At 72.1% G+C, this 25732-nt stretch carries 22 protein-coding genes and 1 tRNA gene; 5 read left to right on the top strand and 18 right to left on the bottom strand.

What is annotated here, in order from left to right; all coding sequences use genetic code 11:
* Positions 1 to 123: 123 nt before the first annotated feature.
* The gene (locus I3F54_RS22895; protein WP_374205954.1) at positions 124 to 3030 is read right to left on the bottom strand and encodes an FAD-binding and (Fe-S)-binding domain-containing protein; all 2907 of its coding nucleotides are present in this window, start codon (positions 3028 to 3030) and stop codon (positions 124 to 126) included.
* A gap of 46 nt (positions 3031 to 3076) precedes the next feature.
* Here I3F54_RS22895 and I3F54_RS22890 point away from each other — a divergent pair, with 46 nt between their 5' ends.
* On the top strand, positions 3077 to 3802 hold the full coding sequence (locus I3F54_RS22890) for a GntR family transcriptional regulator (RefSeq protein ID WP_240120723.1): 726 nt from the start codon (positions 3077 to 3079) through the stop codon (positions 3800 to 3802).
* 367 nt (positions 3803 to 4169) lie between these two features.
* Here I3F54_RS22890 and I3F54_RS22885 read toward each other — a convergent pair whose 3' ends face one another.
* From I3F54_RS22885 to I3F54_RS22850, 8 genes are all read right to left on the bottom strand, one after another.
* Complete coding sequence (locus I3F54_RS22885) at positions 4170 to 4958, bottom strand: ABC transporter ATP-binding protein (RefSeq protein ID WP_240120722.1); 789 nt, start codon at positions 4956 to 4958, stop codon at positions 4170 to 4172.
* Position 4959: 1 nt separating this feature from the next.
* Positions 4960 to 6828 carry an ATP-binding cassette domain-containing protein gene (locus I3F54_RS22880; protein ID WP_240120721.1) on the bottom strand — a complete coding sequence of 623 codons (1869 nt, stop codon included), beginning with the start codon at positions 6826 to 6828 and terminating at the stop codon, positions 4960 to 4962.
* Positions 6829 to 6833: 5 nt separating this feature from the next.
* On the bottom strand, positions 6834 to 7745 hold the full coding sequence (locus tag I3F54_RS22875) for a branched-chain amino acid ABC transporter permease (RefSeq protein ID WP_240120720.1): 912 nt from the start codon (positions 7743 to 7745) through the stop codon (positions 6834 to 6836).
* A 9-nt stretch (positions 7746 to 7754) separates the two neighbouring features.
* Entirely contained in the window at positions 7755 to 8939 is a 1185-nt protein-coding gene (locus I3F54_RS22870) for a branched-chain amino acid ABC transporter substrate-binding protein (RefSeq protein ID WP_240120719.1), read from the bottom strand.
* A 662-nt stretch (positions 8940 to 9601) separates the two neighbouring features.
* Positions 9602 to 10624 (bottom strand): ornithine cyclodeaminase family protein, encoded by a 1023-nt coding sequence (locus tag I3F54_RS22865; RefSeq protein WP_240120718.1) that lies wholly within the window; start codon positions 10622 to 10624, stop codon positions 9602 to 9604.
* A gap of 22 nt (positions 10625 to 10646) precedes the next feature.
* Positions 10647 to 11945, bottom strand: coding sequence for a CdaR family transcriptional regulator (locus I3F54_RS22860; RefSeq protein WP_240120717.1), 1299 nt, complete (start codon positions 11943 to 11945; stop codon positions 10647 to 10649).
* Positions 11946 to 11947: 2 nt separating this feature from the next.
* Positions 11948 to 12271 carry a transposase gene (locus tag I3F54_RS22855; protein WP_240120716.1) on the bottom strand — a complete coding sequence of 108 codons (324 nt, stop codon included), beginning with the start codon at positions 12269 to 12271 and terminating at the stop codon, positions 11948 to 11950.
* Between the two features lie 311 nt (positions 12272 to 12582).
* Positions 12583 to 12656: transfer RNA gene (locus I3F54_RS22850), tRNA-Pro, on the bottom strand.
* A 342-nt stretch (positions 12657 to 12998) separates the two neighbouring features.
* Here I3F54_RS22850 and I3F54_RS22845 point away from each other — a divergent pair.
* Both I3F54_RS22845 and I3F54_RS22840 read left to right on the top strand, forming a co-directional pair.
* Positions 12999 to 13343, top strand: coding sequence for a cupin domain-containing protein (locus I3F54_RS22845; RefSeq protein WP_240120715.1), 345 nt, complete (start codon positions 12999 to 13001; stop codon positions 13341 to 13343).
* Positions 13340 to 13525, top strand: a complete 186-nt coding sequence (locus I3F54_RS22840) for a hypothetical protein (protein WP_240120737.1) — start codon at positions 13340 to 13342, stop codon at positions 13523 to 13525. Before I3F54_RS22845 ends, I3F54_RS22840 begins: the two co-directional genes overlap by 4 nt.
* Here I3F54_RS22840 and I3F54_RS22835 read toward each other — a convergent pair.
* Positions 13509 to 14102 (bottom strand): poly-gamma-glutamate hydrolase family protein, encoded by a 594-nt coding sequence (locus tag I3F54_RS22835; protein WP_240120714.1) that lies wholly within the window; start codon positions 14100 to 14102, stop codon positions 13509 to 13511. The two genes, I3F54_RS22840 and I3F54_RS22835, sit on opposite strands and share 17 nt — an antisense overlap.
* 743 nt (positions 14103 to 14845) lie before the next feature.
* On the opposite strand from I3F54_RS22835, the gene I3F54_RS22830 reads away from it, so the two are divergent.
* Positions 14846 to 15850: a Gfo/Idh/MocA family oxidoreductase gene (locus tag I3F54_RS22830; RefSeq protein WP_240120713.1), complete on the top strand. Its 1005-nt coding sequence runs from the start codon at positions 14846 to 14848 to the stop codon at positions 15848 to 15850.
* Here the strand turns inward: I3F54_RS22830 and I3F54_RS22825 are convergent, their stop codons facing one another.
* The 8 genes from I3F54_RS22825 to I3F54_RS22790 form a co-directional block, all read right to left on the bottom strand.
* Positions 15851 to 16423, bottom strand: a complete 573-nt coding sequence (locus I3F54_RS22825) for a GNAT family N-acetyltransferase (protein WP_240120712.1) — start codon at positions 16421 to 16423, stop codon at positions 15851 to 15853.
* A 214-nt stretch (positions 16424 to 16637) separates the two neighbouring features.
* Entirely contained in the window at positions 16638 to 17411 is a 774-nt protein-coding gene (locus I3F54_RS22820; protein WP_240120711.1) for a hypothetical protein, read from the bottom strand.
* Positions 17398 to 18993 (bottom strand): VWA domain-containing protein, encoded by a 1596-nt coding sequence (locus tag I3F54_RS22815; RefSeq protein WP_240120710.1) that lies wholly within the window; start codon positions 18991 to 18993, stop codon positions 17398 to 17400. Before I3F54_RS22815 ends, I3F54_RS22820 begins: the two co-directional genes overlap by 14 nt.
* Positions 18990 to 20222 (bottom strand): hypothetical protein, encoded by a 1233-nt coding sequence (locus I3F54_RS22810; RefSeq protein ID WP_240120709.1) that lies wholly within the window; start codon positions 20220 to 20222, stop codon positions 18990 to 18992. Before I3F54_RS22810 ends, I3F54_RS22815 begins: the two co-directional genes overlap by 4 nt.
* 176 nt (positions 20223 to 20398) lie before the next feature.
* Positions 20399 to 21301: a sugar phosphate isomerase/epimerase gene (locus I3F54_RS22805; protein WP_240120708.1), complete on the bottom strand. Its 903-nt coding sequence runs from the start codon at positions 21299 to 21301 to the stop codon at positions 20399 to 20401.
* A gap of 1 nt (position 21302) precedes the next feature.
* Entirely contained in the window at positions 21303 to 22211 is a 909-nt protein-coding gene (locus I3F54_RS22800; RefSeq protein WP_240120707.1) for an ATP-binding cassette domain-containing protein, read from the bottom strand.
* A gap of 4 nt (positions 22212 to 22215) precedes the next feature.
* Entirely contained in the window at positions 22216 to 23289 is a 1074-nt protein-coding gene (locus tag I3F54_RS22795; RefSeq protein ID WP_240120706.1) for an ABC transporter permease, read from the bottom strand.
* Positions 23286 to 24308 (bottom strand): substrate-binding domain-containing protein, encoded by a 1023-nt coding sequence (locus I3F54_RS22790; RefSeq protein ID WP_240120705.1) that lies wholly within the window; start codon positions 24306 to 24308, stop codon positions 23286 to 23288. The genes I3F54_RS22795 and I3F54_RS22790 overlap by 4 nt, the downstream gene beginning before the upstream one ends.
* A gap of 418 nt (positions 24309 to 24726) precedes the next feature.
* Between I3F54_RS22790 and iolB the strand changes: the two genes are divergently transcribed.
* Positions 24727 to 25617: a 5-deoxy-glucuronate isomerase gene (gene iolB / locus I3F54_RS22785; RefSeq protein WP_240120704.1), complete on the top strand. Its 891-nt coding sequence runs from the start codon at positions 24727 to 24729 to the stop codon at positions 25615 to 25617.
* The last annotated feature ends 115 nt before the right edge of the window (positions 25618 to 25732 follow it).

The raw sequence follows: 25732 nt of genomic DNA, 5'->3' as shown, positions 1-25732 counted from the left end.
ATCAGCGATGCTTATGTCCCGGAAGGCATGCGGCAGCAGGGCTCTCGGTGTCCCGAGAGGGAAGGAGCTCCGAGGGGGACAGGGCGGACGGACCACGCCGGGGCGTCCGAACGGTCCGGCGCTCTAACGAGCCGGGTTCGCCGGCGGAGCCGCCGGTGCGGGCAGGTCGCCGCGGGCGGCGCCGCGCAGCAGCTGGGCCAGGTGGAATCCGGTGCGGTCGCGCAGGTCGGCGGCCTGGGTGCGGCACGAGAAGCCGTCGGCCAGGAACACCGCGTCCGGGCCGGCCCCGTCCAGCGCCGGCAGCAGCTGCTGCTCGGCGACCGCCACCGAGACGTCGTAGTGGCCGCGCTCGACGCCGAAGTTCCCGGCGAGCCCGCAGCAGCCGCCGACCCGTCGCACTCGCGCGCCCGCGTCGGCGAGCAGCCGGGCCTCGGCGTCCCAGCCGCCGACGGCGTGCTGGTGGCAGTGCGGCTGGGCGACCACCTCCAGGCCGGTGAGGTCGGGCGGGGTCCAGCCGCTGTCCGCGACGAGCAGTTCGGCGAGGGTGCGCATCGCCGCGGCCACCCGCCGGGCGGCGTCGGTGCCGAGCAGTTCGACCGCGTCGTGCCGGAGCGCGGTGGTGCAGGACGGCTCGATGCCCACCACGGGCACGTCCGCGCGGGCGGCGGCGTCCAGGACGGCGACCGAGCGGGCGAGGCGGCGTCGGGCCTCGTCCAGTTGTCCGGTGGAGATCCAGGTCAGGCCGCAGCAGACCTCTTCGCTGGTGAGGGTGGGGGTGTAGCCGGCGTCTACGAGCACGGCGAGGACGTCCTCGGCGACCTCGGGGGCGAAGTGCTCGGTGAAGCTGTCGAGGAAGACCACGACGGGACGGCCGTCGGTGTTCGCCGTGTCCGGCGGGTTCTTCCGGGCGGCGGCGCGGGCGGTGGTGCGGGCGAAAGCGGGGACACCGCGCCGGGCGTCGACGCCCGCACCGGCCAGAGCGACGTGCCGCAGCCCCGGCGTCCGCAGGAGAGCGTTGACCAGTCGGGGCGCCCGGGCGGCGAGCTTCGCCCACATCGGGAGCCGCCCCAGGGTGTAGTGCGAGCGGGGCCGCGGCCGGCAGCGGTACTTCTGGTGCAGGGCCTCGGCCTTGTACGCGGCCATGTCGATGCCGGTCGGGCAGTCCGAGGCGCAGCCCTTGCACCCCAGGCAGAGGTCCAGCGCATCGGCCACGGCAGGTGAGCGCCAGCCGCCGATCAGTTCGCCGTTGAGCATCTCCTGGAGCACACGGGCCCGGCCTCGGGTGGAGTCCTTCTCCTCGCGGGTGGCGGCGTAGGAGGGGCACATCACCGTGCCCGGTCCCCTCGCGACGGTGCGGCACTTGGCGACGCCGGTGCAGCGGTGCACGGCGGCGGAGAAGTCGCCGTCGTCGGCGGGGTAGAGCAGGGCGGGCGGCTGCTCGGGCGGCCGTGCCGTCGGCACGCGCAGATCCGCGTCGAGCGGGCGGGGGTCGATGAGCACACCCGGGTTGAGGATGCCGTCCGGGTCGAACACCGACTTGACCTCGGCGAAGAGGTCGAGCACGCGTCGCGAGTACACGCGCGGCAGCAGCTCGCCCCGGGCCCGGCCGTCACCGTGCTCGCCGGACAGGGTGCCGCCGTGCGCAGCGACCAGGTCCGCGGCATCGGTGAGAAAGCGACGGAAGGCGGCCGGGCCGTCGGGGCGGTCGAGAGGGAAGTCCAGCCGCACGTGGATGCAGCCCTCGCCGAAATGGCCGAAGGGCATGGCGGTCAGGCCGTGCTCGGCCAGCAGGGCGTCGAAGGCACGCAGATAGCCGCCGAGTTCGGCGGGCGGCACGGCAGCGTCCTCCCACCCTGCCCAGGCGGGGCGGCCCGACGGCGCGCGGCCGGCGAGTCCCCCGCCGTCCTCACGGATTCGCCAGAGCGCGGCCTGCTCGGCGGGATCGGCGACGATGCGGTGCCGCAGCGCGCAGGCGCCGGCCGCCAGTTTCGCGGCGCGTTCCAGGAGCTCGGCGCGGTCGTCCCCGGCGAGTTCGACGAGCAGCCAGGCGGCGCCGCGCGGCAGGTCGGGGACGGCGGCCGGGCCCTTGCGCTCGCGGACCACGTCCACAATGCGGGAGTCGAGCCCTTCGCAGGCGATCGGTCGATACGGCAGGACGAGGGCGGTGGCCTCGCCGGCCGTGGCGATGTCGGGGTAGCCAAGCGTCACCAGCACGCGGTGGGCGGGGGAACGTACCAGCCGCACGGTCGCTTCGGTGACGATGCCGAGAGTGCCCTCGCTGCCGACCAGCATGCGGGTGAGATCGAAATCGTTCTCGGGGAGGAGCTGGTGCAGGGCGTAGCCGGATATCTGACGGTGGAAGCGGCCGAGTTCGGTGCGGACCGGCTCCAGGGCGCGGGCGACGAGCGCCTTGAGTTCGCGCTGCTGGGTGGGGCAGCCGTCGGCAGTGTGCGTGTTGTCCAGGCGGCTGGTGCGCAGCACTTCGCCGGTGCCGGTGATCAGGGTGAGGGCTTCGACGTTCTCCGCGGTGCGGCCGTAGCCGAGGGCCCGGGACCCGCAGGCGTCGTTGCCGATCATTCCGCCGATGGTGCAGCGGGTGTGGGTCGAGGGGTCGGGGCCGAAGCGCAGTCCGTGCGGGGCGGCGGCGTGCTGCAGCGACGCGTGCACCACGCCGGGCCGGACGCGTGCGGTGCGGGCCTCGGGGTCGACGGCGAGAACGGCGTCGAGATGGCGGGAGAAGTCCAGCACGAGTCCGGGGCCGATGGCGTTCCCGGCGACGGAGGTACCGGCGCCGCGGGCGGTGACGCCGAGGCCGAGGACGCGGGCGGCATGGACGGCAGCGGCGACCTCGGCGTCGTCGCGCGGGAAGGCGACGGCGGCCGGCAGCACACGGTAGAGCGAGGCGTCGGAGGAGTAGGCGGCGCGGGTGGTGTCGTCGACGCGGACGTCGCGGAGCCCGGCGCGGAGAAGCCGGCGGCGCAGTGCGGCACCGGTGGGATGGGAGGGGCGCGGGTTAGTCACAGGTAACATGCTACATGTGACCCATCGCCGATACCTTCTCCCGTAGGATGGCGCCATGCCCGACACCCTGCGCACCGAGGAACGGATCGGCACACGCCGTACGCTCACCGACGAGGTCATCGAGAAGGTGCAGCAGATGGTCCGCTGCGGCGAACTGCGCGCAGGCAAGCTGTACTCGGTGTACCAGTTGGCCGAGGCGCTGGGCATCTCCCGCTCACCGGTACGCGACGGACTGCTGAAGCTGGAGGCGGCCGGGCTGGTCGGCTTCGAGCGCAACCGGGGCTTCCGCGTCACCGTGCCCTCTGCCCGGCAGATCGTGGAGATCTTCGCCATCCGCCTGGCACTGGAGCCAGCGGCCGCGGCCAGGGTCGCCGCCCGCCGCGACCCGGCGGTGGCGGAGCGGCTCCGGCAGACGATGGCAGCCATGGAGAAGGCGGCGGCCTCATGGGACGAACCGTCGTTCTGGGCCCACGACCAGGATTTCCACCACACGATCCTCACGGCTGCGGGCAACAGCCAGGCGGCCGCCGTGGTCCGCGACCTCCGGGAGAGGACCCGCCTCATCGGACCGGGCACCACGACGGCGGCCCGCTCCCTGCCCGCCGTCGCCGCGGAGCACCGCCCGGTGCTCGACGCCATTGCGGCAGGTGACGGGACGACGGCGGGCGCCCGCATGCGGGCCCATCTGGAAGCCACGGGCAGACTCCTGTCGGCCCAGACCGCGGCCGTCCCCTCGGACGACCCGGGCGTCGAAGCCCTCTGGAGAGACATCGTCGGATGACCCCGCGGCCACGGCAGCCGGGCACACGGTGGGGCGCCTGTCCGCTGCCGGCGCGGTTCGAGGGGAATGTCCGTCGACCGGGGTGAACGCCCGTGAGGGCCGGCCGCAGGGGACACGGCTGATCGTGCGCCGTGTCAGGTCCTTCCGACGGCACCTGAGGAGGCTGACCGTGTTCGAGGGGAAGACCGGCTGGGGCGACTGCGTCACCGCCACCGGCATCCGCCACACGCGGAGCATCGCCGGCTCCGGCCACGCCCGGTTCCCGGACGTGCCGGTACCGTCAACTCGCCTGCCAGCAAAGCGACACGCCATCGGCGGACGTACCTGACCAGGTCCTGTCAGGCACGCCCGCCGGTGTCCGTGGCGGTCAGGAACCGTCGGCGCCCTTCCCGCCGTTGTCGGAGGTGCCGGCGACCGGGCCCGTGGGCGACGGTTCCGCCGGGGCGCCGCCCAGGTAGGCGGCCTTCACCCGTGGGTCGTCGGCCAGCTCGGCCGCCGGGCCCTCCAGCGCGACCCGTCCGGTCTCCAGCACATACGCCCGGTCGGCGAGCCGCAGTGCTTGGCGGGCGTTCTGCTCGACCAGCAGCACGGCTGTGCCCTGCTCCCGGATCCGCCGCACGATCTTGAAGATGTTGCGGGTGAACAGCGGGGACAGACCGAGCGAGGGTTCGTCCAGGGCAAGGAACCGCGGCGCGTTCATCAGGGCTCTGCCGATCGCGAGCATCTGCTGCTCACCACCGGACAACGTGCCCGCGAGCTGGCCCTGCCGCTCGGCAAGGCGCGGGAAGAGCCCGTACACCTGCAGGCGCCGTTCCGCCAGTGCCGCGGGGTCCTTGCGGGACTGGTAGCCGCCCATCGTCAGGTTGCCGTCGACCTCCAGCGCGGCGAACACCTGGCGCCCTTCGGGGACGTGGCCGAAGCCCATGCCCACGATGTCGTGCGCCCTGCGGCGGGTGATGTCCTGACCGTCGAGGAGGACCGTGCCCGCCTTCGCCCGGTGCAGGCCGGTGAGGGTGCGCAGCAGCGTCGTCTTGCCGGCGCCGTTCGCGCCGAGGATCGCCACGATCTCCCCGGGTTCGACCCGCAGAGAGACCCCTGACAAGGCCTCGATCGCGCCGTAGGAGGCGTCCAGGCCGGTGACTTCGAGCAGTGCCATCTCACAGGCCCTTCGTGAGAGTCGGGGCGGTGGTGTCGTCCGGACCGGCGTCGAGGTCGCCGTCGGCAACCTCGTCGCCCTCGTCGTCCTCGTCGTCCTCGTCCACGCCGAGGTATGCCTCGATCACCCTGGGGTCCTGCTGGACCTCGTCCGGCGATCCCTCGGTGAGCTTGGCACCGGTCTCGATGACGATCACCCGCTTGCACAGGCCCATCACGAAGGCCATGTCGTGCTCGATGAGGACAACGGTGACACTCCGGTCCCGGATCCGGCCGATGAGTTCCATGAGGTCGGCCTTCTCACTGGGGTTCATACCGGCTGCGGGCTCGTCCAGCAGGAGCACCAGCGGGTTGCTCGCCAGCGCGCGTGCGATGTCCAGACGGCGCTGGTCGCCGTAGGACAGTTCGCGGGCGAACCGGGTGGCCTTGTCGGACAGGCCCACGAACTCAAGCCAGTAGCGGGCCTGCCGTCCGGCGCGCCGTTCCTCCCTGCGCTGAGCCGGCAGGCGCAGCAGCGAGGTCAGCACGCCGCTGTTCATCCGGGCTGTCATGCCGACGAGCACGTTCTCGACGACGCTCATGTCCGAGAACAGGCGCGCGCCCTGGAAGGTGCGGGCCATGCCGCGCTGTACGACCTGGTGAGGGCGTCGGCCGATCAGCGACTCACCGCCGAGGACGACCTTCCCGGCCGTGGGCCGCACCACACCGGTCACGCAGTTGAACACGGTGGTCTTGCCGGCGCCGTTGGGCCCGATGACGCCGAGGACCTCGCCGCGCCCGACGGTGATGTCCACATCGTTCAGCGCCAGCAGGCCACCGAACCGCATCGTCAGACCGCGTACGTCGAGCAGCGGTTCCCCGGGCGCCACCGGGACCTCGGGCAGCGGCGGTTCCTCGGCGGACGGTGCGAGCCGTGCCCCACGTCTGGTGCGCGCCGGCCACAGCCCCAGCGGCCGGACGAACATCAGCACGATGAGGACCACCGCGAACAGGAAGATCCGCCACTCGTCACCGATGCTCCGCAGTACTTCGGGCGTGCCCTGGACGACGAGCGCGCCGAGGAACACCCCGACGAGGCTGCCGCGCCCGCCGATCAGGACCACCAGCAGGATGAGCACCGAGGTGAGGAAAGTGAAGCTGGTGGGGCTGACGATGCCGATGTAGGTGGCGAAGAAGGCCCCGGCCACGCCCGCGATCACGCCGCCGACGACGTAGGCGAGCGCCTTGACCCGGATGGACGGCACGCCCACCGCCTCGGCGACCCGCTCGTCCTCGCGGACGCTCTCCCACGAGCGGCCGATCTTCGAGCGGGTGAGGCTGGTGGTGCCCAGCCCCACGACGACGGCGATCACGAGCACGAGGTAGTACATGCTCTGTGTGCCGGCAAACCCGTAGCCGAAGAGCACGGGGCGGAAGGGGAGGATGACGCCGTCCGGCCCGCCGGTGAACTCGAGGTTGTTGGCGGTCACCCGCACGATCTCGCCGAAGCCGAGGGTGACGATCGCCAGGTAGTCGCTGCGCAGCCGCAGTGTCGGGTAGCCGATGAGGTAGCCGCCGATGGCGGCGACGAGCATCGCGACCGGCAGTGTGAGCCACCAGTTGACGCCGTAGTTGCCGACGAGGATCGCGGTGGTGTAGCCGCCCACGGCGAAGAACGCCGAGTAGCCGAGGTCCAGCAGGCCCGCGTAGCCGACCACGACGTTGATGCCGAGGCCGAGAACGACGTACAGCAGCACCTTGACGCCGACGTCCGTCCAGTACTCGTCCGCGATGCCGGGGAAGGCGAGCAGTACGACGGCGAACACGGCAAGAGAGGGGATCTTCACGCGTGCCGATTCGAGCAGCCCGGTGAGTCCGCTGATTCCGCGCATGTCTGTCACACCCTTTCCGCGACGCGCTCGCCGAGGATCCCGCTCGGCCGTATGACGAGTACGCCGATGAGCACGCCGAAGACGACCACGTCGGTCCACCGCCCGGCCACGTAGCCGGTGGCGTAGGACTCCAGCAGTCCGATGAGGAAACCGCCCACCATGGCTCCGGGGATGTTGCCGATGCCGCCGAGGACGGCGGCGGTGAAGGCGCGCAGGCCGAGCAGGAAGCCCATCAGGAAGTTGACCTGGGGGTAGTACAGGGCGTACATGGTGCCCGCCGTGCCGGCGAGCCCGGCACCGATGACGAACGTCATCATGATCGTGCGCTCGACGTTCACTCCCATCAACCGCGCGGCGTCCTGGTCCATGGCAAGGACGCGCATGGCGGTCCCGGTGAACGTGCGCGTGACATAGAGGTACAGGCCGATCATCAACGCCAGGCTGACGCCGATGACACCCAGTTGCGCGTACGTCAGCCGCACACCGTCGGTCAGCCCGACCGCGTGCTCGGCGGAGAGGAAACCGATGTGCGGAACGCTCCTGAAGCCGGTTCCCTGCGACAGCGCCGTCCCGTACTCGACGGCGAGCGAGAGTCCGAGCGCGGAGACGAGCAGCGACAGCTTCGGGGCCTTGACGAGGGGGAGGTAGACGATGCGGGCGGAGACGCCGCCGAGTGCGGCGGCCGCCGCCGTGGCCGCGACGAGCGCGACCACGACGACCAGGCCGGACGGCAGACCGCTGCCCGTCAACAGGCTGAGCACGCCCGTGGCGAGGAAGGCTCCCACCATGAAGAAGTCGCCGTGGGCGAAGTTGAGGAGCCGGATGATGCCGTACACCATCGTGTAGCCCAGTGCGACCAGCGCGTAGAACGCTCCGACCGTCAGGCCGTTGAGGGTGTACTGGAGGAAGTCGTTCACGGTGTCCGTTCAGCCCTTCGCGTCGACCCAGTTGCCCGACTCGTCGAGCTTCTTGCCGGGAACGAACACGCCGCCCTCGACGACCGCGGTCACATAGACCGGATGCACACGGTCGCCCTTCTCGTCGAAGTTGATCGGGCCGGTGACGCCCGCGTAGTCCTTCGTGGCGTGCAGTGCCTCGGTGACCTTCTCCGAATCCGCTGATCCGGCCCGCGCGATGGCGTCCGCCAGCACGTTGACCGCGTCGTACTCGTACGGCGCGTACGGTCCGGGTTCGGTGCCGTACTCGCTCTTGTAGGCGGACACGAAGTCGGCGGTCGACTTGATGAAGTCCGGCAGCGGAGCGGTCGTGGTGGTGAATCCCTCGGCGGCCCTGCCGGCGGTCCTGATGACGGTCGGGTCCTGGTTGGCGTCACCGCCGATGATCGGGACGTCGATGCCCAGTTCGTCGGCCTGCTTGAGCAGCAGCCCCGCGTCGGCGTAGTAGCCGGTGAAGTAGATCGCCTGGGGCCTGGTGCTCTTGGCCTTGGTCAGGAAGGAGGTGAAGTCCTTGGCGCCGGGGGTGATGGCGTCGTAGAACACGGTCTTCGCGCCGAGCTTCCTGACGGTGTCCTTGGTGGCCTCGGCGAGGCCCTTCGAGTAGGCCGTGTTGTCGTGGATGACGGCGACGTTGTCCGCCTTCAGGTACTCCACCATGTACCTGGCGGCGAACTCCGACTGCTTGTCGTCGCGGCCGATGGTGCGGAAGACATGCTTCAGGCCCCGTTCGGTGATCTCCACATTGGTCGAGGCGTCGGCGATGAAGGGAATGCCGGCCCTGTCGGTGATCATCGTCTCGGGGATGACGGCGCCCGAGCAGTAGCCGCCCGCGACGGCCACGACCTTCTGTGTCAGCAGCTTCCGCATCGCGGCGGTACCGGTCTGCGCGTCGCAGGCGTCGTCGACCTGGACGATCTCGACCTTCCGGCCGCCGAGGAGGCCTTCCTTGTTGATCTTCTCCACCGCGAGCTTGGCGGCGTTGACGATGTCCGTGCCGGCGGCCGCGGAGTCACCCGACAGCGGCGCGCTCACACCGATCCTGATCGGTCCGCTGCCGTCGTCACCCCCCGACGAGCCGTTGCCGCCGCAGGCGGAGAGCAGCGCGACACCGGTCAGTGCGATGCCCGCACCAAGGCGTCTGGTCAGATTTTCCATTCTTGACTCCTGTTGAAGGTTCCGACCGCGAGCACGGCTCCACGGAGCTGTTGCTCGCCGACCCGGAAAATGAATGTGCTGGAGTACGGAGACCGCATTGAATTCAGAACCATCCCCGTTGAATCTTCATGTGCGCCTGCAGGCTGAATCCTCCGGAATTCCCATTGCGCAAATCGATCAACAGATTTGCCCCTGTCACGGGCCAATCTCCGAGAGCGTCGGCAACGCCATCCGACCAGGGGCGCCTTCACAAAGCGCAGTAGTACGGCAGTTCTGACCGGGAAGAAAAGGAATTCTCACTCGTCAGGGTCTTCACATCGCAGAGTCCGCCTCGATCCGTTCCCGGCACCGGAAACAGCACCGAGCCGGGTGGTATCCGTGGACGCCGCCAGGGCAGCGGCCGTGACGAGCGCGATCCGACGTTGGGGACCACCGGGTCGGGCACGGCAGCAGATGCGTGAAGGGTCGGGCCCCGGGTCTCCGGAGCCCACCGCATCGGGACGACGGCCCCGGGAGCATGACGGCCGGCGTGGGCGGGGACTGGGTGACAGCTTCCTTCCGTGGCGCCTCACGCGGGTTCCGGTGGTTCGGCGGTTCGGATCGCGTTGGCGCCCTGGGCCCCTCCACCACGGCCGGTCACCCGCATCCGCGGTGAAGGGAGATCACAGGGGCAGCCGCACCCCGGCGCCGCGCCCGAGCGCACGGTGCATGATCGCGTGGCCCACCGCGATGTCGCAGACGGCCATGCCGATGTTGCTGTTGACGATGATCTCTTCGGCCCTCTCACGGCCGGGCTTCACCCCGGCCAGCACCTCACCGGTCTCGGCGGCAACCTCGGGCAGGCCGTCGGGGAAGTACCCCATCGACGCGAACAACTGGTGTTCCTCGATGCTGTCGACGATGTACTTGTCGGCGCGCAGGGCGGTGCGGGGATCCCAGAAGGTGTTCAGGTCGCACGGCAGGATGGTCTGGCCGGCGGTCACCCACTCGTCCTTCACCACCGCGAGCGGCTCCCGCAGGATGACCGTCGCGGAGCTGAGCACCTCTGCGCTCTTGGTGACCGCCTCGGGCGACTCGCCCATGACGATACGCAGATCCAGTTCCGGCTGGAGCATGGCGATCAAGGCGTCCGCGGCGGCCTTGTCGGTGTCGTAGACGTAGACGTTCTTCAGCCTGGGCAGCGCCAGGGCCGCGTAGCGGACATGCTCTACTCCCTGCACGCCGCAACCGAACATCCCGAAGGTGGTGGCGTCGGGGTGCAGCGCCGCGGCGGCCAGCACCGTCACCGCGGGGGTACGCATCGCGGTCAGCCAGGCCGAGTCCATCACGGCCATCGGCACACCGGTGTCCACGTCGTTGAGCACGAGCAGCCCCGTGGTCTGCGGAAGGCCGAACGTGCGCGGGTTGTCCGGGTAGCACTCGATCCACTTCATGCCCACGATGCCCGGCCCTGGCAGGTAGGCCGGCATGGCGTGGTAGAAGACGTTGTCGTACGGGTGGACACCGATCTTGGCGGGCATCTCGTAACGGCGATGCCCGTGCTCGACCAGGGCCTGGCGGGTCAGCTCCAGGATGTCCTCCCGCGTCAGTGCCAGGCCTTCGACATCCTGCCGGGTCAGATAGAGCAGCTCCGAGCCGATCTTCAGCTGGTCTGCGACACACCGTCGGTCAGTGGGGACGGTCATGAGGCTCCTTCGACTCTCGTCCTCACCCCGGCGGCGGGCGCCGTCCGAGGTGCTGGGAAGTCTCCGGCCGACCGGCCCCCGTCGGCTTCGCCACGTGTGAGGAACTCCCCCGGCGCTCTTCCTCTCCTCGTAGGAAAGCCGGGATGCCGCTGTCGAGGAGGCGCTGCAGTTTCAGCCCCAGGTGCAAGGTCAGCCGGTCACGGCCGTTCTTCAGGTCCCACCCGGTCCTGTTCTCCACCTGGGCCAGCCGGTAGTAGAGCGTGGTGCGGTGGATCATCAGCTGCTCGGACGCGGCCGAGGTGTCCCCGGCGGCGTCCAGGAACACCTCTGCGGTGCGGGCCAGGGAATCCGTACGTCCATGGGCGCTGAGTTCAGCGATCTCCGGCGGTACGACGATGTCGGGAGAATCCACCGCGGCAAGCATGAGCGGGCCGTAGACGCCGGTATCCCGCCAGGACAGCACCGGGGCGAACTCCGGCAACTCGGCAGCGGCGAACACGGCCAGCACAGCCTGACGCAACAGGTCGGGAGCTCGATCAAGTCGGCCGGCGTTGCTCAACCCGACGAAGGCCCCACTCCCCGTGCCCCGCCCCCGCGCTCCCCTCCGGACCGCCTCGGCCAACCGCGCCGCTTCGCGTTCCACCTTGTTTCGGCCGGCGACGAGGACGACACCGTGATCCTCCACCACACTGGCGAGTGCTCGGACGGCCGACTCCTCGCGGCCGCCCCGACCGGTCGCCTCGTCGATCGACTCCGCAACCACCTCGGGGTCCGTGGTCGCGTCAGCCACGATGACCACGATCTCGTCCTCGGCGCCGACGAGCCCCTGGCTGACCATGTCCCCCGCGGCACGAGCGGAGTCCTCGGCTCCACGCAGGAGATCGGCCGCCAACGCCCGGCGCTGCCTCTCCTCCCCGGCCACCTGCAGCGACCGTTCCCGCAGCCGCCCCGACAACTGGACCACGCACTCCCCCACCACCTCGTCGAAGCGCTCCGCGTGATCACCGATCAGCCACACGTAGCCGAGCAGCCGTCCACGATCACGGATTGGATAGCATCGCCGGGCCTTGAGCCCGAGCGAGGGGCTGGCAGGAATCGACACGGGCTTGTCAGAGGTGGCGATGCCGAAGCTGTTGAGATACTCCGCGACGCGGGCCGGCAAACGCCGGGAGAGCACCACCTCGACACGGAGCCTGTCCTCGTCGCCGAAGTGACGGCTGCAGGCGACGAGGCTGCCGCGCTCGTCGTCCAGGGCGACCGACCGGTGGATCCGCGTGGCGAGCGAGTCGACCAGCTGCTGGATCGCGTCAGCGTATGGCAAGATCACTGCGGCTCCTGCGGCTGATGAGCTTCGTGCACAGTCAATGCATCCTTCAAATTTACTGGCTGCGGCTCGTCAAGGTGCCGCGGGGTTCGAGAGGACAGGCCGGTGCCCGCGGTGAAGCCGTCGGGGCTGCCGGGCCGGTACCGGAGGCGTTCGAGCCGGTTGCGGACGAGGGCTTCGAGCCGGTCGAGAGCGAGGACGGCGAGTCCGGCCGGGCCGCGCTCGACGTGTGCCCGTACCCACTCGACGGGGTTGAGGTCGGGCGCGTGGGCGGGCAGCGGGAACACGGACAGCCACTCGCACCCGGCGCTCAGCGCACGCACGGCACAACCTGCGGCACACCGTCCCGACGTGGTTGGCCGGAGCAGGAGTTCCGGTCCGCGTCCCGCGCAGGATCGCCGGCCACGGACCGCTGACCACCGTCCGGCGCCACCCGCACCCGGACGTGTACGAGCGCACACGACCGCTGGCGCGTCGCCCTCGGCGCATCCGAGCGTGTTGCGCGCCCCGCGGTCCCTGCCGAGCCCGATGCTCGTCACGCGCCGGTGCCGGACAGGGCCAGCGGCCCCCGAGAACGACCGAGGGCCGGCTCCGGAATCCTCCGAAGCCGACCCTCAACCGCGACTCTTTCGAGTCGGGACGACAGGATTTGAACCTGCGACCCCTTGACCCCCAGTCAAGTGCGCTACCAAGCTGCGCCACGTCCCGATACGTCTCGCACGGTGCACCCGCGCGATCACGCAGGTAAACCCTACCGCACGGGAACGTGTGCCCTCACCGGAGCACCGACGTTGGCGCGTGCCGCGCGCTGGGGGTCCCGCTGGGGGCAGGGGTCGTGTCATCGCCGGTCCGGCGGCCGGCGTTCGGGCGCCTTTCGGCGGCAGGGCGACGGCAGGCACGCGGCCCTCCAGGGCCGTCCGGTGAGCGGCGGGGCGTGATGTCCGCGGCGGTGCGGGAACGAGGGGGTGCGACGGTGTGTCCGGTCCGCGGGGCCCGAACCGCACACACTGTCCACGGCGGGAGCGGGTGGATCCCGGTTAGGTTCGCCCCATGAACCACGCCTTCGCCCTGCACATCCCCGACGCCGCTCTCGACGCCGAACCGCTCGACCCGGCACAGATCGTCTCCGGCACGCCCGAGGTGACCGGGAAGGTGGTGGGGGAGTCGGCGGACGGCCGGCAGATCCGCGGCATCTGGCAGATCACGCCCGGCGTGGTGACCGACACCGAGGCGGACGAGGTCTTCGTCGTCGTCAGCGGGTCGGCGACGGTCGAGGTCGAGGGCGGGCCCACGCTGCACGTCGGCCCCGGGGACATGGCGGTCCTGCGCGCGGGCGACCGCACGACGTGGACGGTGCACGAGACGCTCCGCAAGGCGTATGTGATCAACCAGTGAGCGGAGGGGCAACGGCAACGGCGCCCCGCACCCCGGATCATGCGTGGCGGGCTCTGACCGGCCCGGTCGAGGAGGGCACCCCGTACGGCACGGCCCTCGACGACGCCGTGCACAGCGCCGCGGCGGTGGGCGCGACGGCGCGCTCGGCGGCCCAGGGCACGTGGGTCAGCCTCGGGCCGTGAGCGTGAGCAGGGGCACCCCCGCCGCCAGCGCGTCGGCGACGCGTCGCGGCGGGACGTCCAGCGGGCCCGAGGCGCGGGCCAGGAGCGGGAGTTCGACCTGGACCCCGCCGCCCCGGGTCAGGTTCACCGGGTTCCTGGCATGCAGCCCGCGCAACGCCACCGGGATCGCGCCGAGGTCCGTGACCGTCCGGAACTCCGGGCGCAGCGTGCGCAGTGCGTAGGCGAGCCGGCGCGCCGCGGACCGGTTGCGACCGCCGAGGAACACGGTGCGCGGCGCGCTGCTGCGCAGATGGCCGTGGAGGGACACGGTGACCGAGACGTGCGCCAGGAACGCCTGCAGCAGCTCGCAGTGGCCGACCGCCATGCGGGGGGAGGGCAGGTGCACCGGGTCGCGGACGCCGGGCTGCCTGAAGACCAGGCTGGTGGCACCGCAGCGCTCGGCCACCGACTCCGCGAGTTCGCCCGTCCCGCCTTCGTTGTCGGCGTGCAGAGCCAGCAGCCCGGTCGTGCCGCGCCGGGTCAGTGTCACCGCGAACGGGACGCCCTCGATCTCCACGTACTCGGTCCGCCCGCTCATCCCGGCCTCCTCGGCCCGCCGTTCCGGCCCGGCGCCGCCCCGTCCGCCACGCGGGTGACGGGTGCCGCCGCCCGGATCACGGACGGCGGCCCGGGCTCCGCGGGTGGGGGTACGGCGTGGTCGCGCAGTACGGACCGGCAGGCCCCGCGGGCGTCCGGGCGCTGTCCGCGGTGGGGGCCGGCGGACGGGCGGTGCCCGTGCCGCGGCGGGGGGCCGGCCGCGGCGCCCGCCGCCCGATCGGCGCAGGTCCCGCCCGGGCCCGCCCGGCGCACGCTCTCGCGGAGGAGGAAGAGAAGGCCCATGAGCCGGCTCCTCCCGGGGGTCGTGACGGCTCTCCGCCGGATGCTCGACGGATTTGTCAGGACAAGAATGGCAGCGCTGGGCCCGGTGTGTCATCGTGCCGCGCCCGCCCCGTGCCGGCACGTCCCGCGACGGCGGGCCCGGGACGGCGTGTCCCGTCCGGCGCCGCGCCGTGCGGCGTACCCGGGGACGATCGGCGGGCCGCCGCACGACCGGGGGACGGCCGGACCGCGCAACGGCCCGGCCGCCACAACGGCCCGCGGCGCGTACGCGGGCGGGCGGAATCGTCCGGCCGGAGGAGATCACCGCCCGCGTCCTCGCCGTGCGGCCGGACCGGGACGGCCCGGCCGCCGGCCGGGTGATGGACTGGGGCGGGCGTGTCCCGGCGGTCCCGGTGCGACGCCCCTGGAGAACCGTCCGCACCCGCGCGTCCAAGGAGCAGCATGCGTATCGGAATCCTCGGCCTCGGCCGGATCGGCGCCTTCCACGCCGCCACCCTCGCCAGGCTCGAAGCCGTCGAGTCGCTCGTCGTCACGGACCCGCTCACCGACGCGGCCAGGGCCGCGGGCGAGCGCTTCGGTGCCGAGGTCGTGGACACGCCCGGGGCCCTGCTGGCGTCCGGTGTGGACGGCATCGTCGTGGCCGCGGCGACCGATGCGCACCCGGCGCTGATCCGGGCGGGCGTCGACGCGGGCGTGCCCGTGTTCTGCGAGAAGCCCGTGGCCCGCACCATGGCCGGGGGCGCGGAGCTGCTGAAGGCCGTCCAGGATCGCGGGGTGGCGGTCCAGATCGGCTACAACCGCCGCTTCGACGCCGGGTTCCGCGCCGCCCGCGCCGCCGTGCGCGCCGGTGAACTGGGCACGCTGCACACCGTGCGGTCCACGACGCTCGATCCGGCGCCACCGCCCGCGGCGTACATCGCCGCGTCCGGCGGGATCTTCCGCGACTGCGCTGTGCACGACTTCGACAGCATCCGCTGGGTGACCGGGCGCGAGGTCGCCGAGGTGTACGCCGTCGGCGGCAACCGGGGCGCCGGCTACATCGCCGAGGCGGGCGACGCCGACACCACCGGCGCGCTCCTCACCCTGGACGACGGCACCCTCGCGGTGGTGTCCAACTCGCGGCACAACGGGCGTGGTTACGACGTCCGCTTGGAGCTGCACGGGTTCGCCGACTCCCTCGCCGTCGGCCTCGACGACGGGCTGCCGCTGCGCTCGGCCGAAGCGGGTACCTCGTTCCCGGCCGGCCCGCCGCACGCGTACTTCCTGGACCGCTTCGCCGCCGCCTACCGTGCCGAACTCGCCGTCTTCACCGAGGTCGTCGCCGGCACCCGCCCCTCCCCGTGCACCGTGGAGGACGCCCTGGAGGCGGGCTGGATCGCCGAGGCCTGCACGCGGTCGCTGCACGAGCACCGGCCGGTGACACCGGCGGAGGTGCGGTCGCGCTGACTACCGCGCGGGGGCGGTGCGGGCGTGCAGGTGGCCGTCGAGGGGGTGGGCGGGCGGCACGGCGGGCAGCACCGTGACGAGGTCGTACCCGCAGGCGCGGGCGACCCGGCAGGAGGCCGCGTTGTCCACCTGGTGCACCAGTTCCAGGCGGGCCGGCCCCTCGGCGCCGAAGGCGTCGAAGGCCCACACGGTGAGCGCCCGCAGCGCCCGGGAGGCGACGTGCCGGCCGCGTGCGGGGGCGGCCGTCCAGTAGCCGACCTCGGCGACGGGCAGACCGGGGGTGCCGTACTTGAGGACGACGTGCCCGACCAGGTGGCCGCGCGCGCCGCCGGTGGGAGGCTCCGTCACGGCGAACGCGAACCGGTGGCCCGTCTCCCGGCCGTGGATCTGCTCTTGCAGCCAGCGCTCCGCGCTCGTCCCGTCCTCCACGGGGAAGCCGGTCCAGCGGCGCAGGGCGTCGTCCCGGCCGAGCGCGGCCAGGTCTGCGGCGTCCGCGAGGCACCAGGGGCGCAGGAGGAGAGCGGGAGCGGTGGAGGTGGCGGGCGCCTCCAGGCGTACGGCGGGCAGGTCCATGGCAGGAGCGTACGCGGCTCCGGGGCCGGTGCCGTGCCCGGGAAGGACCGCCCGGTAGGTCGCGGCTTCCGGTGGGGGTGCGCCGCGGGGCGGAGCGCGACGCACCTCCCGGTGGGCCCCGGGGCGGGCGGTGCCTCGGCGGGGTGCCGGGTCCGGCGGCGCGGGCCGGCGGGCCCGCCCGGGTGTCCGCGGTCCGTCCGGTGACCGCACGGGGTCACTGGAAGACCGCCAGCGGGCGCTCCACGATCGTCTCCCTGGTGTCCGGGTCCCAACTCGTCACCTTCCCCAGGCAGTGGGCGCGGAAGACGCCCTTGGGGAGCTGCTTGTCGGGGCGGCGCAGGCCGTCGCGGCGCAGGACCACCAGCACGTGGGCGCGCGGCGGGCCGCCGCCGTACGGGGCCCGCATCACCAGCGTCTCGCCATCGCCGTCCTCCGCCTTGAACTGCCCCTCGATCATGACGAAGGCGCCGAGGTCGGTGAGAGCGACGTCGACGGCTTCGCCGGCCTGGATGCGTCCGGCGAAGCGGCTGATCAGCCGCCTGTTGGGGACGAGGGTGCCTTCGCCCATGTCCACCTCCACGAGGGCGTCCGCCCGTTTGAAGGCGGACATGAGCATGCCGATGACGGAGATCGGCTCCTTCTCCTCGACGTACTTGACGAACATGTCCTGACCGCTCTTGCCGTGCGCGCCGCTCCCGGACAGGAACGGCAGCCAGGCCAGCCAGCCGAAGGTGCGGCTGCGCCGCTCCTCCACCTCCTGCCTCAGCGCCGCCCGCTGGCTGCCCAGCTTGTACTGGTCGATGACGGCCTCGTTGTCCAGGTACAGCGGGCTGTACCGGTCCACCGCCCAGTCACCCTCCGGCGCTGACCGGCCCACCAGCCGCCACGTCGCGAGCCCGGCGAGCGTCAGCAGACCGGCGGCTCCCAGCAGCCACCACACCATCCAGCCCCAGTGCGCACTCCACCACGCGCCCTCAGTGACAGCCACGGATCTCCTTGAACGCAGCGGACAGGGACGTCGCGTGCCCGTCGACCATGCGCCCACCGGTCAGCGACGCGACCTGGCGCAGCTCGGCGGCGTCGGCCCCGCCGAACCGGACCGGGTAGGTGGGCACGGCTCGGGCGGCGGCCGGGCGGGCGCGGTACCGCTCGGCGAACGCGGCGGGGCCGAGGCCCGCGTTGTTCTCGCCGTCGGTCATCAGCACGATGGACACGGTGCGCGCCGGGTCGTCCCGCACCGCCTGCTGGGCTCGGCGGTACCCGTGGTCGAGAGCGGACCAGATCGCGGTCGAGCCGTCGTATCCGCCCCCGGCGACGTACTCCTCCAGCGCCTCCAGGTCCCGCGGGCCGCGTACGGTGACCGTCCGCTCGTCGAGAGGACGGCCGCCGAAGCGCACGACGGTGAGGCGCTCCCCCAGGTGGAAGCGGACGAACTTGGCCGTCGACGAGGTGTCCGCGCCGCTGAGGGAGGCGAAGGCCGCCCTCAGGGCGTCGGTGCGGGCTCCGCGCATGGAGCCGGAGAAGTCCAGCAGGAAGATCACCTGATCGGCGGTGCCTGCTCCCGGGTCTCCGTAGTCGGCCAGCAGCCGGTCCAGGACGGCCGGATCGTCGGGGAAGTACAGGGCGTTGCCGACGGGCGAGGCAAGCCGGTCGTCCCGCCGCACGGCTGTACTGACGGGCCTGCGCAGCGTCTCCCGCATGATCTCGCGCTGGTGGCCGGCCGCGGTGAGCCATCCGACGACCTTGTCGTAGGCGGCGCGGCGAGCGGTGTCGAGGAGCAGCAGCGGGTAGTCGGAGAGCACCATGCCGTCGGCCGGGTGGACGATCTCCAGCGGCTGGGCGAGCCGTCCCGAGGCGTTCAGCCGGAGCAGCGCGGACTCGTAGGTGATCAGCGCGTTGGTGCGGCCGGGATGTGCGGCGAAGTCGTCCAGGAGGGCGCTGGAGGTGCCGGCGGTGAGCGCCTGCCCGGAGCGGAAGCCGCGCAGCCGGTCGCAGCCGACGTCCTGCGGGCGCAGCGCGCCGCCTGTGCCGGACGCGGCGGTCGCCACGCCGACCAGGGCGGCGAGGCCGCTGTTGGTGTGCCGCGGGTCGGCCATACCGAAGCGGACGGTGCCGGTGGCGGCGGCGTCGGCGATGTCCGCCCAGGACAGACGCCTGCCGGGTACGCCGGCGTGCAGCCGCCGGGCGACATCGGGGGTGAGGCCGACGACGACCGGGGACCGCATGATCGAGGTGCTCTGCACGGCGGGGGGCGGCGAGCCCGCGCCGCCCCGGCCCTTGAGGCGGAGTCTGAGGTAGCGGTCGGACGAGAGCCAGGCCAGGTCGTAGGAGTGGCGGCCGGTGACGAGCGTGTCGGAGGCGTCGTTGGTGGGCCGGTAGTGCATCGCCAGCCGGACGCCGGTGTCCTCGCGCAGCCGCGTCAGCACCGGCTCCATGTCGGCCAATTCGTCACTGGCGAGGACGTGCAGGGTGGTGGTCCCGCCGCCGTCGCCGGAGCAGGCGGTGAGGGAGGCGAACACCGCGACGAGGACCAGGCACAGCGCGAGGGGCGGGGACCGGCGTGCGCTCACGAGGCCTCCCCGTCGGCGGTCGCCGGCCCCGGGAGCGGGTCGCAGCCACCGACGACCTCAACCATCCGTTCGAACAGGTCGAGGCGGGGCAGCACCGCCTTGGTGTCGTCGGCGGACAGCGTCGGCACCTGGACGTGCCGGGCCCTGAGATGGTCCTCCAACGTGCCGTGCCCGTCCCCGCGGCCCTGCTCGCGTACCCGGAAACCGAGTTCCCTGGCCCGTTCGCGCAGCGCGCCGTCGCCGGACATCAGCTCGCCGAGCCGCTCGCCCCGCGCGGTCAGCGCGATGAACCGCGGCTCGGTGAAGAAGCGGGTCGAGGGGTAGAGCAGGACGCGTTCGGCGTCGACCCGGCCGGTCCTGGCCGTGGCCCGGATCTGGTGGGCGAGGAACTGGTGCTCGTAGATGACCGCGACGGGGGCGATGCTCTTGCCCTCGGCGGACACGTACGTCTCGTTCTTCTCGGAGGCCGGCATGCCCTGGTCGTTCAGGAGCATCGTGATGTCGCGGCCGAACTCCTCGGCTGCGGCGGGCGTCTGCGGTATCTCGCCCTTCCCGCGGTCCTTGCCCACGGTGTGGTCGACGTAGGACACCAGGCCGAGGTAGGTGCCCGCGGAGTTGGACTCGCAGATGTCGGAGGTCTGGGCGAGCACCCGGTTGTCGTTGTGCAGGCCGTGGTCCTCGATGCCGAGGTCCTTCCAGCGCCTGCCCGCGGCGGTGGCGTCGAGGAACTTCCTCATGTCGAGCCGGTAGTACAGCGTCGGCGTGCCGGGGGAGGCGGCCGGCATCGGGGTGGCGATGCCGGCGTCCGTCAGTGTCTCGGCGTACTCACGGTAGGTGCCGAGCACGATCGGGCTGACGAAGGGCCGGTACGCCGTCGCGGGGCGTCCTTCGGCGGCACGGCGGCGGGCGATGCTGTCGGCCGCGGGCTGTCCCGAGGGGAAGACGACGTCGAAGCCGGTGTAGGTCCGGTGGGCGATGTCGCGCGAGCCCATCCGGGTGAGGTGCACCCGGATGCCGTGTCGCATCAGCAGCCGCCGGACCTCGGGATCCTCGAAGTAGTCAGACTTGGAGCCCATCGCGGCCTCGACGGTCACGACGCGCTGGAACGGCAGCGCGACACGCTCGGTGGCCACGACGGGCCCGCCGCAGACGACGACGGCCAGGGCCGCGGCCAGCGGCAGTAACCGCCGCCATGGATGCCGGGGCGGCGCGGGCGCGGGCCCGGCCATCCTCAGTCGTGGTTCCCGGCGGTGAGGGGGTCTGTGGGTCTCTGGTGTGGCCACCCGGTTCTCCTGCGGTAGCGGGGCAGGATCGTCGGATCGCCGGATGGCTGCCGGGGGAACGGCCGGCCAACGGCCACCGGAGCGGAGATGAAGGTGTGGTGGCCATTTGCGGAACGAGTTCCTCAGGCCCCGCAGGAGCGCAGGAACCTCCTGGTGCGTGCGGCGATCGGCAGCGGCCGGTCGGGGGCGCAGGGGTACATGTCCTGCTCGACGATGGCGAACAGTTCCACTCCCAGCGCCTGGGCCGCGGTCAGGACGGGTTCCAGCGCCGGCACCCCGGAGGGCGGTTCGCACATCACGCCGCGCGCCACGGCGGGCCCGAAGGCGATCCCGTTCTTCACCACGTCGGCGAGGATCTCCGGGTCGACCTGCTTGAGGTGCAGGTAGCCGATGCGCTCGCCGTAGGTCTCGATCAGCTTGACGCTGTCGCCGCCGCAGTAGGCGTAGTGCCCGGTGTCCAGGCAGAGGTTGACCAGGTCGGAGTCGGTGGAGTCGAGGAAGCGCTCGACGTGGGTCCCGGTGTCGAGGTGGGTGTCGGCGTGCGGGTGGACGACGATGTCCAGGCCGTAGGCCTCCCTGACGCGGTGGGCGAGGCGCTCGGTGCCCCGGGTGAGGTGGGCCCACTGCTCGGCCGTCAGCTCCGGTGGCTCCAGGATCCGGGCGGTCCTGTCGTCGCGCCAGAAGGAGGGGATGACGACGAGGTGCCGGGCACCCATGGCGCGGGTGAGGGCGGCGACCCGGCGCACGTGTTCCCAGGTGGACTCCCACACCGACGGTCCGCGGTGCAGGCCGGTGAAGACCGTGCCGGCGGAGACCTTCAGGCCCCGGCGGGCCACCTCGTCGGCGAGCCGGGCGGGGTCGGTGGGCAGGTAGCCGTGGGGTCCGAGTTCGATCCACTCGTAGCCGGCCTCGGCGACCTCGTCCAGGAAGCGGTCCCAGGGCACCTGCCGCGGGTCGTCGGGGAACCAGACGCCCCAGGAGTCGGGGGCGGAGCCGACCCGGATTCGGTCGAGGGCAGCGGGCATGTCAGGGCGTTCCTTCCTCGGTGCGCGTCGTCACCGGCGCTGAGAGGTCCCCCTCGGGGTGTTCCTCGGCGCCGGCGTGGTGGACCTGGGCCAGTTCGTGCTCGAGGGCGGCGAGGTCGGCTCCGCCGGCCATGTGGTGCGTCAGCTCCTGAAGGCTCACCTCGCTGCGGTCGGCGGAGAGTTCGAGGGTACCGAGACGCAGCACGCTGAAGTGATCCCCGACCAGGTGGGCGTGGTGCGGGTTGTGGGTGACGAGGACGACGCCGAGGCCGCGGTCGCGGGCGGCGGCGATGTACTTGAGCACCACGCCGGACTGCTTGACGCCGAGGGCTGCGGTGGGTTCGTCCAGGACGAGGACGCGGGCGCCGAAGTGGACGGCGCGGGCGATGGCGACGCACTGGCGCTGGCCGCCGGAGAGGGTGCCGACGGGCTGTTCGAGGTCGTCGAGGACGATGCCCATGCCGCGCAGTTCGCGGTCGGCCGTCCTCTTCATCGCCGCGATGTCCAGGCGGCGGAAGGGCCGGGGGCCCTTGGTCGTCTCGGAGCCGAGGAAGAAGTTGCGCCACACCGGCATCAGCGGGACGGTCGCCAGGTCCTGGTAGACGGCGGCAATGCCCCGGTCGAGGGCGTCGCGGGGGCTGCGGAAGCGCACCGGGGCGCCATCGACGAGGAAGGTGCCCTCGGTGTGCCGGTGCAGCCCCGAGACGATCTTGATGAGGGTGGATTTGCCGGCGCCGTTGTCGCCGAGGACGCACGTGACCCGGCCGGGGCGGACGGCGAGGTCGACGCCGTACAGGGCGCGGACGGCGCCGTAGGACTTGCCGGCGCCCCGCAGTTCGGCCAGGGGTGCCGGGCCCGGTGGGGGTGTGCTCCCGGCCGCGCCGTGCGTGCCGATGGCGTCGGTGGTCATGGCGTCACCTCCGGGTGGCCGTGCGCCGGACGTACAGGTTGACGAGGACGGCGCCCAGGAGCATCGCGCCGAGGAAGGCCTTGAACCAGTCGGGGTTCCAGCCGGCGTAGACGATGCCCTGGTTCACCAGGCCGAACATGAAGGCGCCGAAGACCGGGCCGACGGCGGAGCCCTGGCCGCCGGTGAGCAGGCAGCCGCCGATGACGGCCGCGGCGATGTAGATCAGCTCCTGGCCGACGCCCTCGCCGGACTGGACGGTGCGGAAGGAGAACAGGTTGTGCATGCCGACGAACCAGGCGCCGAAGCCGACCGCCGTGAACAGGATGATCTTGGTGCGGTCCACCGGGACGCCGACGGCGCGGGCGGACTCCCGGGCGCCGCCGACCGCGAAGACCCAGTTGCCGAACCGGGTGCGCAGCAGCACCCAGGTGGCCAGCGCCGCGAAGAGCAGCCACCACACCACGGTGATCTTCACCCGGACCCCGCCGACGGCGAACGACGAGGCGAAGATCTGCCGGGCCAGGCCGAAACCGTCCATGTCGCTGATGTCGTCGGTGGCGACGTTACCGGTGACGAGCTTGGTCACGGCGAGGTTGACGCCCTGGAGGATCAGGAAGGTGCCGAGGGTGACCAGGAAGCTGGGCAGCCCGGTCCTGACCACCATCCAGCCGTTGAGGGCACCGATCGCCAGCGACACGAGCAGGGCGGCGGCGACGCCGGTCCAGACGTTCACCGTCAGCTGGTAGCTCAGCATGCTCGCGGTGAGCGCCGAGGTGATCACGGCGACGCCGGAGGACAGGTCGAACTCGCCGCCGATCATCAGCAGGGCCACGGGCAGGGCCATGATGCCGATGGTCGACGACTGGTAGAGGATCGTGGCCATCGCGCCGGCCTGGCGGACGGCCGGGGCCGCCACGAGGAAGAAGACGAGGACCGCCACGGCTCCGAGGAGGACGCCGACCTCGGGCCGGGCCAGCAGGGCGACCGCCGTGGAGCGCTTCCGGGCCCGGCCGTCCGCGCCGTCGCCCGGTACCGGTGCGCCCTGGGCCGGCGGGGCCTGACGGGCCGTACTGCTCACCGGGTGCCCTTCGCGGCGAAGGCGTCGATCTCGTCGACGTTCCCCTTGTCGACGAAGGCCGGGCCGGTCAGCACCGGCTGCTCGCCGCCGCCCAGGTAGTTGCCGTTGGTCCGGTACAGCCAGAGGGCGTCGACCGCCAGGTAGCCCTGGAGCCAGGGCTGCTGGTCGACGGCGAATTCGATGCTGCCCCCGGCGATCGCGCCGGTCAGTTCCTTGTTCAGGTCGAAGGTCGCCACCTTCGCGCTGCTGCCCGCCTCGGAGACCGACTGGGTGGCGGTCATCGCGATCGGGGCGCCGAGCGCGATGACGTGGTCGATCGAGGGGTCCTGCTTGAGCTTGGCGGTGACGGTCGCCTTGACCGACGGCATGTCGGCGCCGTTGACGTAGAGGTTCTCGACGGATCCGGAGAACGTCCCGCGCACACCGTCGCAGCGCTGGGTGAGGCCGATGTTGCCCTGCTCCTGGATGACGCAGACGGCGTTCTTCGCGCCGGCCCGGTTCAGCCGGCTGCCGAGGGCCCGGCCGGCCACGGTCTCGTCCTGGCCGAAGAACTCCAGCAGACCGAGCTTCTTCCATTCGCTCAGCCCGGAGTTGAGGCCGACCACGGGGATGCCGGCCTTCCGGGCCGTGCCGAGGACGTCCTTCAGGGCGTCGGGCTTGGCCAGGGTGAGCGCGATGCCGTCGACCTTCTGGTCCACGGCGTTCTGGACCAGGTTCGCCTGGCCGCCCGCGTTCGGGTCGGCGGAGTAGACCAGTCTGATGTTGTCCTTGGCCGCGGCGGCCTCGGCGCCCTTGCGGACGATGTCCCAGAAGGTGTCGCCGGGCGACTGGTGCGTGACCAGGGCGACGGTCATGCGGGGCGTGGTGGCCTTGCCCGCGGAGGCGCCCGCACCGCCCTCCTCGGACTTCCTGCCACCGGAACCGCTGGAGCAGCCGGCCAGGGTCAGGACCGCCGCGGCGGCGAGGGCGAGCGCGGGGGCGAGTCCGCGGGGACGTGCGGGACGGGCAGAGCGATCCATCTCTCCGGCACCTCACTGTGCGACGGGGGCAAGGGTGGAATCGCGGCGGGTGGGGACCGCCGCGGCCGTGCTGGTGCGCTGGGACCGGATCCAAGCTCTTGGCATGCCCACTGTCAATACTTTGTCAGGACATATTTTCACCCAAAGGTCCGAATGTAAGTACAAAATATTGACAGCGTCGACCCCGGCACCTACACCTGGGAGGCGGCAGGGCCATCGCCCCGCAGCGAGGAGCGTCGCGCATGTTCGATCTGATCGCCATGAGCCGTGTCGGAGTTGATCCATACCCCCCGCGGTGCCGGGTACCCCTGACGCGGGTGGGGAGCTGCGAGGGGCCCTCGCAGCCCCACCCGGCCGGGGGCGGTGTCGCGGACGCGGTCGACACGGCCGTCGGCCTGTTGTGACCCGGAGGCACCGTATGACCTACCACCTTCCCGCGGGCACGGCGGCCGCCGGCCCCCACACCGTCGACATCACGCCCGAGAGCGCCGGCTGGGGCCACTCCCGCCTGCGGGTCCTCGACCTGCCGCCGGGTGGCGCGTACACCTTCGACACCGGCGACAGCGAGTGGATCGTCCTCCCGCTGGCCGGCGGCTGCGCGGTCACCGTCAGCGACGACTTCGGCCGGAACTCGTTCGAACTGGCCGGCCGCCGGGACGTCTTCAGCGGCGTGAGCGACTTCGCCTACGCGCCGCGCGACGCCCGGGCGACCCTCGCCTCCGCCGGTGGCGGACGCTTCGCACTGACCGGTGCCCGCTGCTCCCTCCGGCTGCCCGCCCGGTACGGCCCCGCCTCCGCCGTCCCGGTGGAACTGCGCGGGACGGGCGACTGCTCGCGCCAGGTGAACAACTTCGGCGCGGCCGGGGTGTTCGAGTGCGACAAGCTGATCGCGGTCGAGGTGGTCACGCCCGGCGGCAACTGGTCCTCGTACCCGCCGCACAAGCACGACGAGCACCGGCCGGGCGAGGAGTCGCAACTGGAGGAGATCTACTACTTCGAGTTCGCCGCCCACGGCTCGACGCCCGGCCTCGGCTACCAGCGGGTCTCCCCCTCGGGACGGGGCCGGGGGGCGGACGTGCTGGCCGAGGTCCGTGACGGGGACGTCGTCCTCGTCCCCGACGGCTGGCACGGCCCGTCCATGGCCGTGCCCGGCCACCACATGTACTACCTCAACGTCATGGCCGGCCCGGGGACCGAGCGGGCCTGGCTGATCCGCGACCACCCCGACCACGCCTGGATCCGCGACACCTGGCCCGGCCGGCCGGTCGATCCGCGGCTTCCCCTGTACACCGCGCCGGCCGGCCCCTGAGCAGGCAACACCGGACGCCCCGAACCGCCCTCTCGCACGCGGCGAGGAGGACCAGGGCCCCACCACCGGCCGACAGCGCTTGACGGGCACGCGCGGTGGGCGCACAGTCTGGATA

This window comes from Streptomyces sp. MUM 2J (genome assembly GCF_022414535.1).
Lineage (GTDB): Bacteria > Actinomycetota > Actinomycetes > Streptomycetales > Streptomycetaceae > Streptomyces.
The sequence above is the reverse complement of the archived record's forward strand: the minus strand, read 5'-3'. Positions and strand labels throughout refer to the sequence as shown.